This is a genomic window from Actinomycetospora sp. (genome assembly GCF_036497245.1).
GTDB lineage: Bacteria > Actinomycetota > Actinomycetes > Mycobacteriales > Pseudonocardiaceae > Actinomycetospora.
Window position 1 is genome coordinate 41041 of record NZ_DASXJS010000015.1, and the last position, 14302, is coordinate 55342.

Annotated in this window: 11 protein-coding genes; 8 read left to right on the forward strand and 3 right to left on the reverse strand. The window is 75.8% G+C overall.

The genetic code is table 11. From position 1 onward, the window contains the following. The first annotated feature begins 4 nt into the window (after nt 1-4). The 6 genes from VGI02_RS02475 (at nt 5) to VGI02_RS02500 (ending at nt 7494) form a co-directional block, all read left to right on the forward strand. Entirely contained in the window at nt 5-1213 is a 1209-nt protein-coding gene (locus VGI02_RS02475; protein ID WP_331625658.1) for a hypothetical protein, read from the forward strand. After that, the gene (locus tag VGI02_RS02480) at nt 1210-3480 is read left to right on the forward strand and encodes a tetratricopeptide repeat protein (protein ID WP_331625659.1); all 2271 of its coding nucleotides are present in this window, start codon (nt 1210-1212) and stop codon (nt 3478-3480) included. Before VGI02_RS02475 ends, VGI02_RS02480 begins: the two co-directional genes overlap by 4 nt. Beyond that, entirely contained in the window at nt 3477-4736 is a 1260-nt protein-coding gene (locus tag VGI02_RS02485) for a protein phosphatase 2C domain-containing protein (protein WP_331625661.1), read from the forward strand. Before VGI02_RS02480 ends, VGI02_RS02485 begins: the two co-directional genes overlap by 4 nt. Continuing rightward, nucleotides 4733-6031, forward strand: a complete 1299-nt coding sequence (locus VGI02_RS02490; RefSeq protein ID WP_331625662.1) for a vWA domain-containing protein — start codon at nt 4733-4735, stop codon at nt 6029-6031. Before VGI02_RS02485 ends, VGI02_RS02490 begins: the two co-directional genes overlap by 4 nt. 55 nt (nt 6032-6086) lie before the next feature. Next, nucleotides 6087-6920, forward strand: a complete 834-nt coding sequence (locus VGI02_RS02495) for an FHA domain-containing protein (RefSeq protein WP_331625664.1) — start codon at nt 6087-6089, stop codon at nt 6918-6920. Nucleotides 6921-7062: 142 nt separating this feature from the next. Further along, on the forward strand, nt 7063-7494 hold the full coding sequence (locus VGI02_RS02500; RefSeq protein ID WP_331625665.1) for an STAS domain-containing protein: 432 nt from the start codon (nt 7063-7065) through the stop codon (nt 7492-7494). A gap of 56 nt (nt 7495-7550) precedes the next feature. On the opposite strand, the gene VGI02_RS02505 is transcribed toward VGI02_RS02500, so the two are convergent. Then, nucleotides 7551-8786 carry a L,D-transpeptidase gene (locus VGI02_RS02505; protein WP_331625666.1) on the reverse strand — a complete coding sequence of 412 codons (1236 nt, stop codon included), beginning with the start codon at nt 8784-8786 and terminating at the stop codon, nt 7551-7553. Between the two features lie 158 nt (nt 8787-8944). Next, nucleotides 8945-9157, reverse strand: coding sequence for a DUF2795 domain-containing protein (locus VGI02_RS02510; RefSeq protein WP_331625667.1), 213 nt, complete (start codon nt 9155-9157; stop codon nt 8945-8947). Nucleotides 9158-9281: 124 nt separating this feature from the next. On the opposite strand from VGI02_RS02510, the gene VGI02_RS02515 reads away from it, so the two are divergent. Next, nucleotides 9282-9806 carry a MerR family transcriptional regulator gene (locus VGI02_RS02515; RefSeq protein ID WP_331625668.1) on the forward strand — a complete coding sequence of 175 codons (525 nt, stop codon included), beginning with the start codon at nt 9282-9284 and terminating at the stop codon, nt 9804-9806. A gap of 91 nt (nt 9807-9897) precedes the next feature. After that, nucleotides 9898-13185 carry a protein kinase domain-containing protein gene (locus VGI02_RS02520; protein ID WP_331625669.1) on the forward strand — a complete coding sequence of 1096 codons (3288 nt, stop codon included), beginning with the start codon at nt 9898-9900 and terminating at the stop codon, nt 13183-13185. Nucleotides 13186-13198: 13 nt separating this feature from the next. On the opposite strand, the gene VGI02_RS02525 is transcribed toward VGI02_RS02520, so the two are convergent. Then, the coding region (locus tag VGI02_RS02525; RefSeq protein WP_331625671.1) for a cobaltochelatase subunit CobN at nt 13199-14302 on the reverse strand (1104 nt) is incomplete at its 5' end.

Sequence of the window (14302 nt, forward strand, 5' to 3'; positions counted from 1 at the left end):
CGCCGTGACCACTCCCGACCGCGCCACCCTCGACGCCGAGCTGGTGGCCGCCGAGCACGCGGTCTCCCGGGCGTCCGCCTCCCTCGTCGAGCTCGAGAGCCACCCCGGGTACGGCCTGCTGCTCCCCGGCGGGTTCACCGGTGTCTCGGCCCAGCGACGCCAGGAGACGCTGACGACGGTCGCCGAGCTGCACCGCGACCTCGCGCTCTACCGCCGGGCGGTCGACGCCGCCCGCGAGGCGCGGGGCACCCGGGCGAAGCCGTCGGCCGGTGAGCTCACGGCCGCACAGGAGGCCCTGCACGGCGAGTCGGTGACGGTCGCGGAGGAGGCGGTGCCGCTGCAGCGGCGCGGACTGCTCGGGTCGACCTCGGAGGTGACCCGGACCAGCGCGGACACCCTGCTCGCGCGGATGACGGCGGCCTTCGACGCCGCCACCCGCGTGGCGGCCGAGGTCGCCGGGGTGTGGGACGCGGTCGCGGCGCAGCTCGGCCCGGCCGACCGGACGCTGGACGCGCTGCGGGCCGAGGCGTCGGCCCTGCCCGACGCCGGGGTGGACGTCGAGGCCTGGTCGGACCGGTTGGAGGGCCTGCGCGCGGCGGTGCTCGCCGACCCGATCGCGCACGCGGGCACGGCGGCCCCGGTGGACGCGGCCGCGCTGGCCGAGATCGGGAGAGGACTGGCTGACGCCCGCGACGACCTGGCCGAGGCGCGCTCGCTGCGCGTGGACCTCGACGGGCGGATCGCCGCGCTCACCGCCCGCGTCGACGACCTCGCCACGCGCGAGTCGGCCGCCGAGGCGGTGGCCGCCGAGGTCGCGCGACTGGTCGTCACGGTGCCCGGGCTACCGGTCCCGCAGCGGCGCGCGCCCGAGCTGCGGGCCGCAGTCCGGGAGGCCCACGCCCACGCGCACGCGGGCCGCTGGGACGCGGCGTCAGCCGGGTTCGCGGCCGCGTCGTCCGGGCTCGAGGCGGCGGTGGCCGACGCCGAGTCCGGCCGGGACGTGCTGGGCGGGCTGCTCGACCGACGGGCCGAGTTGCGGGGTCGTCTGGGGGCACTGCGGGCCAAGGCGGGGGCGCGCGGCCGGGCCGAGGACCTCGCCCTCGACGCGCTGCACACCCGCGCGCGGGAGCTGCTGTGGAGCGCACCCTGTGACCTCGCGGCGGCCACCGTCGCGGTGCGGGCCTACCAACGGGCGCTGGAGGAGGGGACGTGACCCAGGCGTGTACCCGCCCCGACTGCGACGGGGAGATCGAGGACGACGGCTTCTGCGACACCTGTGGTCGGGCCCCGGAGGCCGTCGGGGCACCGGCGAGCGCGCCCGCGAGCGCGCCCGCGACCGGGCCGGCGACCGCAGCCGGTGGGCCCCCGACGGCGGGCGGGCCGGCGACGGCCGCGGGCGGGCCGGCGACCGCCGCCGGGGGCACCGGCTCCGGGCCCACCCCGTCCGGACGCAGTGCCTCGGCGCGCACCGCGTCCGGGCGCACCCGGTCGGGGTCGAGCAAGAGGCGCATCGGGGCCGGCCTGGTCGAGATCGCCCCGGAGCCCGCGGCCGACCCCGCGGACGCCGTCATGGCCGAAGCCGTGGTGCCGGAGTCGAGCCGGTACTGCGGCACGTGCGACGCCCCCGTCGGGCGCGGACGCGACGACCGACCGGGGCGCACCGAGGGGTTCTGCCCGCAGTGCGGCACCCGGTTCTCGTTCACGCCCGCGCTGGGCGCCGGAGAGCTCGTCGCCGGTCAGTACGAGATCCTCGGTGCGCTCGCCCACGGTGGGCTGGGCTGGGTGTACCTGGCGCGCGACAGGAAGGTCCGCGACCGCTGGGTGGTGCTCAAGGGGCTGCTGAACACCGGCGACGCCGCCGCGCTGGCCGCCGCGGACGCGGAGCAGAACTTCCTCGCCCAGCTCGTGCACCCGCGCATCGTGCGGATCTACAACGTGGTGTCGGGCGAGGACGGCGCGACCTACATCGTCATGGAGTACCTCGGGGGCCGCTCCCTCAAGGCGATGCGGGACCCGCGCGCACCGATGGCCCCCGACCACGCGCTGGCCTATGTGCTGGAGGTCCTCCCCGCGCTGAGCCATATGCACGAGCGGGGCCTGCTCTACTGCGACTTCAAGCCCGACAACGTGGTGCAGACCGGCACCGAGGTCACGCTCATCGACCTGGGCGCGGTGCGGCGCATCGACGACCCGGGCGGCGACGTCTGGGGCACCGTCGGCTACCAGGCACCCGAGATCTCCCCGGACGGCGTGGGCCCGTCGGTGGCCTCCGACGTCTACACGGTCGGCCGGACGCTCGCCGTCCTGGTCGCCACCTTCGACTTCCACCGCTCCCTGCGCGAGCGCCTGCCCGATCCCCACGACGCGCCCGCGCTCGCCCACGGGCCGCTGCGCAGGCTGCTCACCCGCGCCACCCACCGCGACCCGTCGCACCGGTTCGACTCGATCGACGAGATGGCCGACCAGATGGTCGGGGTGCTGCGGCGGATCACCGCGGTGCAGAGCACGCCTCCGCCGCGGCTCTCGACGATGTTCGCCGCGCCCCCGGCGGCGGTCGGGGTCGACGCGCCCGCGACCCCGGAGGAGCTCGCGGCCGCCATGCCTGCCCCGCTGCCCGAACCGGACGACCCGGCGACGCCGGAGCTGGTCGCCGCCGCCGCGCAGGGCCCGCTCGCCGTGCTCGCCGCCGTCTCCGCCGAGGACGCCCCCGACACCGACCAGGCCCGCCTGTCCGCGGTCATCGCCCATCTCGACGCGGGCGACACCGACACCGCGGGCCGGGCCCTCGCCGCGCACGCCCTGCCCGGGGAGTGGACGTGGACGTGGTTGCGCGCGCGGCACGCGGCCGCCACCGGGGACGCGGACACCGCCGCAGCGCTGGTGGACGAGGTCGCCGACGCCCTGCCGGGCGAGCTGGCCCCGGAGTTCGCGCTCGCGGCCCTCGGTGAGCACCGGGCCGTCCGCGACGGCGGGCCCGCCGGTCCCCTGGTCGCCGACCGCTTCGCCGACATCTGGCGCACCGACCGCACCTGGACGGGGGCGGCGTTCGCCCTCGCCCGGCTGCGGGCGGCCGCCGACGACCGGGCCGGCGCGGTGGCGGTGCTCGACGAGGTCCCCGCGAGCTCGGTGCACGCCGCGGACGCCCGGGTGGCGGCCGTGCGGGTCCTGCTCGACTCGCGCTCCGACGGACGTCTGCCACGCTCGACGGTCATGGAGGCGGGAGCGCGGGCCGAGGCGATCGACCTCGACCCGGTGCGCGCCGCGGAACTGCAGACCGAGGTCCTCGAGGCCGCGCGGGGCCTCGACGACACCGACGGCGCCGCCGGGGCCACCCTGTTCGACTGCCCGCTCGACGACCGCGGGCTCGGTCTCGGCATCGAGGAGCGCTACCGCCTGCGGGCCCGGTTCGCCGGCGCGCCGCCCGCGCGGTTCGCGCTGGTCGACGCCGCGAACGACGCACGACCCTGGACCGCGCGATGAGTCCGGAGACGACGACCGACGGCGCGGTCTGCGCGACCTGCGGGGAGCTCGGAGAGCCGGGCGACCGGTTCTGCGAGGGGTGCGGTGCGGCACTGCCCGCCACCGAGGGCCCGCCTCCCGCCGAGCGGGAGGACACCCGCGCCCGTCCCGTCACCGCGCGCGCGTCCTCGCCCGCGGGACCCGGCGCGAGCGGCCCGCAGGGAACCGACGATCATGACCCCGGGCACGCCGCGGTGGGACGGCCGTGCGCGGCCTGCGGGGAGGGCACGATCGCCGACGACGGTTTCTGTGACGACTGCGGGCGCCCGGCGACGCCTGCCCCCGGACCGGACGGTGCCGACGACGGGCCACCGACGACGGGGCAGGACCTCGGCGACCGCTCCGGCTCCCCGGACGCCGACGCCGAGGGGCTCGGCTACGACCCCGACGACCGCGACCACGCCGAGCGGGCGGTCGCGGGCGCGGCGGCGATCACCGACGTCGGCCGGGTGCGCGCCGCCAACGAGGACGCCTTCGGTCTGGTCCGGCTGCCGCTCGACGAGGACGGCACCGAGCTCGTGGTCGGCGTCGTCTGCGACGGGGTCGCCTCGGTGCCCGGCAGTGCGGCGGCGTCGGCGGTCGCGTGCGCGACGGTGCTGGCCACCGCCCGCGACGCCGTCGCCCATCCCGACCCGGCCGACCCGGGGCTCGCGGACACCGGCGGCGTCGACCTCACCGAGCTGGCGTACGTCTGCGCGGACGCCGCCGTCGACGCCGTCTCCGCCCTGGCCCACCCCGGGCGGGACTCCCCCGCCTGCACCTACGTCTCGGCGATGGTCGTGGGTGACGTCCTCGTCGTCGGGTGGATCGGCGACAGCCGGGCCTACTGGCTGGTGCCCGACGAGCCCGAGACGTCGTGTGTGCTCACCACCGACGACTCCTGGGCGGCCGAGGCCGTCGCGGTCGGCCTGCTCGAGCCCGAGGCCGCCTACGCCGACCGGCGCGCGCACGCCATCACCCGCTGGGTCGCCGCCGACGGCCCGCCCGGCCCGGCCCATGTCGTCGCCCACGCCGCCGACCGGCCCGGGGTGCTGCTGATCTGCAGCGACGGGCTCTGGAACCACATCCCCGACCCCGCCGACCTCGCCCGGCTGGTCGACGACGACGGGCTCCCCGCGACGGCAGACGCCATGCTGGACGCGGCGATGCGCGACGGGGGCACGGACAACACCACGCTCGTCGTCGTGGACGTCGTCCCCCAGGGGAGCCCCGCATGAGCACGCCCGCGCCGTCGTTCACCGTCGAGGCGTTCCACAACGAGTACCTGCCCGAGGGCGGCGGCGAGGTCGACGCGATCGTGTCGATCACCGCGGCGGGTCTGGGCGCCGCGACGACGAGCACCGACGCGGCCGAGGTCGTCGTCATCGACTGCTCGGGGTCCATGGGCGACCCGTCCACGAAGATCGCCGCGGCCCGGCGAGCGACGAAGGCCGCGATCGACGCCCTGCCCGACGGTGTGCTGGTCGCGGTGGTCGCCGGCCGCCACGACGCCCGGATGGTCTTCCCGACCTCGGAGCGCATGGTGGTGCTCGACCGCATCACCCGCAGGCAGGTGCACGCGGCGATCGACCACCTCACGCCCAGCGGCGGCACCGCGATCGGCACGTGGCTCCGGCTCGCCGAGCGGCTGCTGTCCCCGCACCCGCGCCGGCTGCGGCACGCGATCCTGCTCACCGACGGCCGCGACGAGCACGAGACGCCCGAGGACCTCGCGGCGGCGCTCGACGCGTGCGATGGCGCGTTCACCTGCGACGCCCGCGGGATCGGCACCGACTGGGTGGTCGACGAGGTGCGCGGGATCGCCTCGCGCCTGCTCGGGACCGCCGACATCGTCGCCGAGCCCGAGCACCTCGCCGCCGACTTCGAGGGCATCGTCGGGCGGGCCATGGGCAAGGGGGCGGGGGACGTCGCGCTGCGGGTCTGGACCCCGCGCGGCGCGACGGTGCGCGCGGTCAAGCAGGTCTCCCCCGCCGTCGAGGACCTCACCGGGCGTCGGACGCCCGACCCGGCGAAGCCCCTCATCGGGCTCTACCCGACCGGCGCATGGGGCGACGAGACCCGCGAGTACCACGTCCGCGTGACCCTGGACCCGCTCGGCAGCGGCGAGGAGATCCTCGCCGCGAGGGTCGGGATCGCGGCGCCCTCGCTGTCCGACGCGCCGCTCGGCGAGACGCGGGTCCGGGTCAGCTGGACCGGCGACTCGGCGCTCTCCACCCGCCTCAACCGCCGGGTCGCGCACTACACCGGGCAGGCGGAGCTCGCGGAGGCCATCCAGGAGGGTCTCGACGCCCGGCGCAGCGGCGACGTCGACACCGCCACCGCGCGGCTGGGACGGGCCGTCGCGCTCGCGACGGAGTCGGGCAACGCCGAGACCTCGGCGCTGCTCGAGAAGGTCGTGGAGGTCGAGGACCCCGCGACCGGACGCGTGCGCCTGCGCCGCGAGGTCACCGCGGCCGACGAGATGACCCTGGACATGCGCTCGACGCGGACCGCGCGGGTCAGGGAGGGCTGATGGCGGCCCCGGGGACGCAGCGATCAGGGGAGCACGCCGATCCGGGTGCTCGACCATGACGGTCCGCTGCCGCCACGGGCACGAGTCGGAGACCCCGGACTTCTGCGACGAGTGCGGGGCGCCGATCAACGGCGCTCCCCCGGGCTCGGGCGCCGCACCCGCCCCGGCCCCGCCCGCCGCCACCCCGGCTCCGGCTTCCGTCCCGGCGCCCGCCGAGCACGCCGGCGAGGTCTGCCCGCTGTGCGGCACCCCGCGTGCCGGGCGGTTCTGCGAGGAGGACGGGCACGACTTCGTCGTCTCCGGCGCCGCGCCCGCCCCGTCGGCCCCGCCCCCCGCGGCGGCGGCCGCCCCCACAGCTGCGCCGACCCCCGCACCGCCGGCGCCGACCCCCGCACCGGCGCCGCCCCCCGCCCCGGCGACCGGGGGCGGCCCGATCCCGCAGCCGCCCGACGCTGCGGCGCCCGGAGAGACCGGGTGGGTGGTGACCGTCGGGGCCGACCGCCGCTACTACGACTCGGTCCTCGCCCGGGAGGGCCCGGACATCGGCGAGGTCAGCTTCCCGAACTACTACCCGCGCGCGGAGGTCCACCTCGCCGGTGTCGAGGTCCGCGTGGGACGGCGCCGCGTCCACGGCTCGACGCCCGCGCCGCAGGTCGACCTGGCCGGCCCGCCCCTGGATCCGGGGGTCTCGCACCTCCACGCGGTCCTCCTGCCGCTCCCGGAGGCCGACGGCGCGGACGGCTGGTCGGTCCTGGACCCGGGCTCCACGAACGGCACCACGATCAACTACTCCGACGAGCCGATCCCCCTCGACACCGTGATCCCGCTGCGCGACGGCGACCGGGTGCACGTGGGGGCGTTCACGACGCTGCTGCTCGAGCGTCGCTGAGGCACCCGCCCACGTGGACCACCCTGTCCGAGAAACCTGGCCCACCAGGTCGGAGGGGATTACCGTGCAGGGCGGACACTGCGGCGTCGTCCTGGTCCCCGCCGACCCGCCCGTGCAGTTCCGAGGCGTTCCGGGGGGACCCTTGCCGCACTCACAGGCAGATTCCGACCATTCGAACGGGCACTCGGGGCCCGGTGGGTCCGCGCCCAGCTTCATCGGCTCGGCGTTCGAGGGGGCCCACCAGGGGCGGATCACGCTGCGGGGCTTCCTGGACGCGGACGCGGTGGATCGCCTGGCGACGCACCTGCAGGGATTCCTCGAGGCGGGCGTCCGGTTCGTCATCCTCGACGCCCACGACGTGATCCGGGCGGATCCCGCCCTGGTCCCCCTGCTCGGGCAGGTCCAGCGCCGCCTCACCCGCCGCCACGGCCTCCTGACCCTGACGGGGCTGCACCCGAGCGTGCTCCCCGCCGACGACGCGCCCGTGCCCGCGCCGGTGGGCCGTCGGGGGAAGGTCGGCGAGCCCGCCACCGCACCGCGACCCGTGGCCCCGGTGCCGGGCGGGCGCCGCTGACCGGGGTGTCCACCGGCCGACCCGCTACCGGCCGACCCGCCGCCCGGGCCGACCGGTCAGCTCGTGGCGGCCTGCCACTGCGACCAGGGCAGCGCCCAGTCGCCCCAACGGTCCCAGACCGGCAGGGCGGGCCCACCGGAATTGCTGACCTCGACGACGTCGCCGACGCCGAAGTGGTCGAAGAACCACTGGGCGTCGGCCGGGCTGAGGTTGACGCAACCGTGGGAGACGTTGTCGCTGCCCTGCTGGCCGACCGACCAGGGTGCGGCGTGCACGAACTCGCCGTCGTTGGAGATGCGCTCGTCGAGCAGCACGGTCTCCTTGTAGTAGCCCGGCTGGCCCGGCATCACGCCGTAGGTCGCGGAGTCCATGACGACGCTGGGCTGCTTGTCGGAGACGACGTGCGTGCCGGTGTGCGTCGGGAACTGCGGCGAGCCGAGGCTGATCTTCATCGTCTTGACCAGCGCGCCGTTGTCGAAGATCTGCATCTGCTCGGCGGCGCCGTCGGCCTTGGCGACGACGGCGTCGTGCACGTGGAAGGTCTCGTGGATGTCCTTCGCGCCGTACGCGCCGCCGCCGAGGGCCGCGCCGAGCAGCTTGCCCTGGAGGGTCACCGAGGTGCCCGGCTTCCAGTAGGCCTGGGGCCGGTAGTCCACCTGGGTCGAGGAGATCCAGTGCCAGGCGCCGGGCTGCGGCGGGTTCGACGTCACCGACAGCGCCTTGACCGCGGCGTCCTTGTCCGACACCGCATGGGAGAACGTCACCGCCAGCGGCTGGCCGACCCCGACGTTCGTGCTGCCGGGGTCCACGGCGGCACTGTCGGTCTGCTTGGGCGCGAGCGTGGCCACCGTCGACTGCAGGTGGGTCGGGGCGCCCTGCGCCGACACCGCGTCCGCGACCACGGTGTAGGTGCGCGAGTAGGCGAGCGGCTCGCTCGTCGTCCAGGTGGCGCCGTCGGCCGAGGTCGTGCCCGTGACGGCGTCGCCCGCGGGGTTGGTCATGCGCACCGAGGTGAGCCGGCCGCCGTCGGTGTGGACGTGCACCGGGGCCGCCGGGTTGACCTCGGCCGCCGGGTCGATCGTGACGCGGGGGCCCGGCGGGGGGAGCGCCGAGGTCGGGGACGCCGCCGAGGCGGCGGGCGAGGTCGACGTCCCGGGCGCGCTCGTGCTGCCGGAGCACGCCGCCGCGCCGAGCACGAGCGCGGCCGCCGCACCGAGCACCGCCGCGACGCGCCAGGTCTGCCCCGGGCCGTGCCGGTCCGTCCCCCGACGCCCCGAACGAGACTTCACCACGCCACGTCCTCGCTCCCCGGCACCGAGTGGCGCCACCGCTGACGGTCGCACACCGACCGCCGCGGGCCCGTGATCGGGGCGGCGCGTTTTCGCAGGTAGAACGCCTGATTCGTGCCCTGCTGGGTGCAGGCCGACCGGTTCGTGCGGTCCTGCGCGGCCTACAGCGGGCGCCGCATGCGCAGGTGCGCGGGCGTCGAGGTGAGGGCGACCACGATGTCGAAGACGTCGCTGTACTCCCGGTCCGGTATCTGGTCGATCTTGGTGCGGGTCACCGCATCGACCCCGAAGTCCTCGGCGGCGGCCGCGATCTGCCACGGCCGCACGGGGAACTCGACCCCGTCCAGGACGGCGGCGACCGCGGAAGCCCTCACGCCATCAACTGGTACCGGCGGTAACAGGTACCCGTCAACGTGATCGTTCCGGTGTGTGACGCACGTCGACGCCGTGCAACCCGGGCTTGCCTTCGAGCGCACTCGAAGGCCTACGGTCGAGTCCATGACGGCAGTGAGCACTCCGCCGGAGGCCTTCCCCGGCGACCTGCAGGTCCACCCGGCGGCGCGCCTGCGCTCGATCCTGGACGCGGTCGCCGCGGAGGACGGCTCGCTGCCCCCGCTGAACGACGAGCTGATCCGCGCGCTCCGACTGCCCGACGACCTCCCCGAGACCCTCGGGATCAGCGAGGTCGCCGAGATCACCGGGATCACCGCCCACACGTTGCGCTACTACGAGCGGATCGGCCTGGTCGACACCGGTCGCGACGCCTCCGGCCGCCGGGTCTACGACCGGGAGGCCCTCGGCCGCATCGCCTTCGTCACCTGGCTGCGCCTGTCCGGGATGCCGATCGCCGCGGTGAGCCGCTACCTCGAGCTGGCGAAGGCCGGTCCGCACACCCAGGACGAGCGGCTCGGGCTCCTGCTCGACCAGCGCGCGGCGATCGTCGCCCAGCTCCGCGACCTGCAGGGCGCGCTCGCCGTCGTGGACTACAAGATCACCACGTACGGCGGGAGCTGCGGGAGCTGACGGCGCAGCTGCCCGCTCACGAACGGTGCACCGCAGCGATCGCACCGAGTAACCTCCACCCCCGCAGGTCGGGTCCGGGGAACGGGGTGGCGTGAAGGCGGAAGTGGGGGTCGGCGCCACCATCGGGCGCTACCGTCTCGACGGACATCTCGGCCGCGGCGGGATGGGCGAGGTCTACCGGGCCTTCGACACCGGGCGGGAACGGTCGGTCGCCCTCAAGCTGCTGCTGCGCGAGCTGGCGCTCGACGACGAGTTCGTCGCCCGTTTCCGTCGTGAGGCCCGGGTCGCCGCGCGGTTGTCCGAACCGCACATCCTGCCCATCCACGACTTCGGCGAGATCGACGGCCGCCTCTACATCGACATGCGTCTGGTGGACGGGCCCGATCTCGCGGCCGTGCTGGCGCACGGGGCGGTCGCGCCGGACCGGACCGCGGCGATCATCTCCCAGGTCTCGAGCGGCCTCGACTCCGCGCACCGGGAGGGGCTGGTCCACCGCGACGTCAAGCCCGGCAACGTCCTGCTCGCGACCGACGACCCCGTCTTCGCCTACCTCACCGACTTCGGGGTCGCCGCCGAGCAGGACCGTTCGGAGAACCTCACCAGCACGGGCACGGTCATCGGCACGGTCGCGTACCTGGCGCCGGAGATGTTCGAGGGGATCCGTCCCGGGCCCTCGTCGGACATCTACGCGCTGGGCTGCGTCCTCGCGGAGATGCTCCTGGGCCACCGGCCCTTCCGGACGTCGTCGGTCGCCGAGGCCATGCACGCGCACCTCACCCAGGCGCCCCCGCGGCCCTCACGGGAGCGGCCCGGGGTGCCCGCGGCGTTCGACGACATCGTGGCCCGCGCGATGGCCAAGGACCCGCGGCAGCGCTACACGACGGCGGGCGAGATGGGCGCCGCGGTCCTGGCCGCGGTGCGGAGCGACCCGGGCGCGCCCGCGTCCACGGCGCTCATCACCCGGCCCGCCACCCCGGCCCCGACCGGCTCGGAGCGCTCCCCCGACACGGCCTGGAGCGCCGCCCCCGGCCCGGACACCGCCGCGGGCAGCGGGCCCGTCCGGACGACGGTCACCGGCTCCCCGCCTGCCCGCCCGTTCGAGGTCGCCCCGCCCCGGGTGGGGCGTATCCCCGTGCGCCCGGACTACCGCAGGACCTCCGAGCCCCTCCGCTACCCGGCCGTGATCCCCTTCCTCGGCAACCAGCGGTTCGTGGATCTCGTCCGGCAGCGCATCCGGTACTCGCCCGGCGGCTCGCTGCTGCTGACCGGTCTCGACGGCGCCGGGAAGACCACCGTCGTGGCTCGGGCCCTCGACGAGCTGCACACCGAACTGGTGTCGACGGAGCCCGAACCGACCCCGCTCGCCGTCGTGTGGGAGTCCGTCGCCCGCCCGACCTCGCCCACCGAGCTGATCGTGCGGATCCTCCGGGGACTGGCCGAGGCCCTCGATCGCAACCAGATCCTCCCGCGGCTGCCCGAGGAGCTCGTCGAGCTGATCGACCTCGCGCACCGCCGGACCACGACGACCCTGTGGGGAGCTCAGGCCGGCGCGGCCGAGCAGACCACGACGACCGGGCGCAAGCGGGGCCGCTCGACGGGCGGCGAGCAGGCCGCCCTCCCCTACGGCGTCGCCGAGGCCGAGTACGACCTCCTGCGCATCGTGGCGGCGCTCGCCGCGGGGGCGGGCGGCGAGGACACGCCGTCGCGACGCTGGTTCCGGAAGGACGCGGCGCCGGCGTGGGCGGGCCGCGTCGTGGTGGTCATCGACGAGCTGGACCAGCTCACCCGGGACCCGGCGGGGACCGCGTCGATCGAGGAGCTGCTGCGGGTACTCAAGAACACGCTCACCGCCAGCTCGGCGCACTTCGTGTTCGTCGCAGGCGCCGACGTCGTCGACCTCGCGCGCCGGAGCCAGGCGCGCGGGACCAACATCTGGGCCGCGGTGTTCGGTCGCCCCCTCTACCTCAACTGCCTTCCCCCGAGCGCGCCCGGCGAGCTCCTCGCCGGCCTCCTGACGGTCGGGGGCGCGGGCGTCCACCCCGAGCTCCCCGACTACCTCGAGTACCGCTCGCGCGGGCTCCCCGCACTGCTGCTCCACGAGCTCGACGAGCTCGTCGAGTGGCACCCGGACGGCCCCCACGTCGTGATCGACCAGGCGACGGCGCTCCTGGTCTCGTTCTACGCCTCCCTGGAGCGCCGGCTCGGCCCGCTCTGGGCGCAGGCCCGGCCCCGCGGCGTGCTCACCGACCCCGTCGACGTCGACGGCAGGCGCAGCGCCACCTACCTCGTCGTCGACTGGATCCTCGAGCGACGCGGGACGACGTTCACCGCCTCGGACTTCATGGCCGACCGTGCCGCGGGCGTGACCCGCCGGGACCTCACCTCCGACGAGGAGTGCCTCGGGCTCCTCCGCGAGCTCGCGACCGTCGGGATCCTCGACGCTCGCGAGCCCGACTCCGCCCGGGCCACGTCCGTGGGCCGGTCCGGGCGCACCGAGACGGTGTACCGGCTCGCGCGGTCGGTGGCCGAGGCCGTGGCGCAGGTCGCGCCGGCGTCACGGGAGCTCGGGCGGGTGGCCGAGGGCCGCTACGTGCTCGTCGAGGAGCTCGGGCGGGGCGCGCTCGGGCGGACCTACCGGGCGCGCGACGCCTTCCTCGGCCGGGACGTGGCGGTCCGGATGCTCGACGTCCGGGAGCAGCACGACGAGGTCGCGCGCGAACGCTTCCGCCGCGAGGTCGACCTCGCCCGCCGCCTCGAGCACCCGCTGCTGGCCGCGACGATCGCCGTCGTCGACGACGGTGCCCGCCCGGGGCTGGTGTCGGACTTCGTGGTCGGGCTCTCCCTCGACGACCTCATCGCCCGGGGTCCGCTCCGGGCGCCCGTGGCCGTCGACCTCGCCCTGGGGCTGGTCGACCTGCTGCGCTACCTCGACGACCAGGGGGTCGTGCGTCTCGACCTCAAGCCGTCCCACGTCGTCATCACCGCGGACGGCCGGCCGGTGGTGGTCGAGCTGGGTCCGGCCCGCCGCGACGAGGACGACCAGCCGCGGCTGACCGGCGCGGGCATCGTCGTCGGGACCCCGCTCTACCTGTCCCCGGAGCAGCTGGCCGGACGCCCGGTCGACGTCCGCTCGGACCTCTACTCCCTCGGGTTGATCCTCGTCGAGATGCTCCTCGGGCACCCGGCCCGCGGCGGCTCCGTGGCGACGATCGTCGCGCAGGCGGCCACCCACCGGCCCGACCTGAGCGGGCTGACCGGCTCGGCGGAGCTGCGTGACGTGATCACGCAGCTCCTCGACCCCGACCCCGAGAACCGCCACGACGACCCCGCCGAGCTCGCGGCCGCGCTCGAGGCGCTGCCGGAGCGCCGGGAAGACTAGGTGGCGTAGCCACCTACTCCCCCTCGGCCTCGCCCTCCGCCTCGAGGAACGCCTCGCGCAGCGACTCGACCATCGCCGGGTCGGGGTTCTCCCACAGCCCGCGGTCGACCGCCTCGAGCAGCCGCTCCGCCATCCCGTGCAGCGCCCAGGGGTTCGCGTCGCGGAGGAACGCCCGGTTCTGCTCGTCGAGCACGTAGTTCTCGGTGAGCGAGCCGTACATCCAGTCGCTGACGGTGCCCGCCGTCGCGTCCCAGCCGAAGAGGTAGTCGACGGTCGCGGCCATCTCGAACGCGCCCTTGTAGCCGTGGCGGCGCATCGCGGCCATCCAGCGCGGGTTCACGACGCGGCTGCGGAAGACCCGGGCCGTCTCCTCCACGAGCGACCGGGTGCGTACCGCTTCCGGCCGCGTCGAGTCCCCGACGTAGGCCGCGGGCGCGGCCCCGGTCAGCGCGCGCACCGTCGCGATCATGCCGCCGTGGTACTGGTAGTAGTCGTCGGAGTCGGCGATGTCGTGCTCGCGGGTGTCGATGTTCTTCGCCGCGACCGCGATCCGCCGGTAGGCCGACCGCATCTCCTCGACCGCGGACTCGCCGTTGCGGTCGCGCCCGTACGCGTGCCCGCCCCAGGTCGTGTAGATCTCCGCGAGGTCGGCGTCGCCGCGCCACTCCCGCGAGTCCATCGCCTGCAGCAGGCCCGCCCCGTACGCACCGGGCGGCGAGCCGAAGATCCTCGTCGTGGCCTGCTGCCAGCTGCTGCCGCCCGCCTCGTCCGCGCGGGCGTGGGCGGCGACGAAGTTGTCCTCGTCGGCCTCATCGAGACCCGCCACCAACTGCACCGCGTCGTCCATCGTCGCCACGACGTGCGGGAACGCGTCGCGGAAGAAGCCGCTGATCCGCAGCACGACGTCGACGCGGGGCCGGCCGAGCTCCTCGGCGGCGGTGACCTCCAGGCCCGTGACCCGCCGCGACGCCTCGTCCCACACCGGCCGCACACCCATCAGCGCGAGGGCCTCGGCGATGTCGTCGCCGCTGGTGCGCATCGCCGCCGTCCCCCAGAGCGAGAGCCCGACGCTGGTGGGCCACTCGCCGTCGTGGTCCTCGCGGTACCGCTCGAGCAG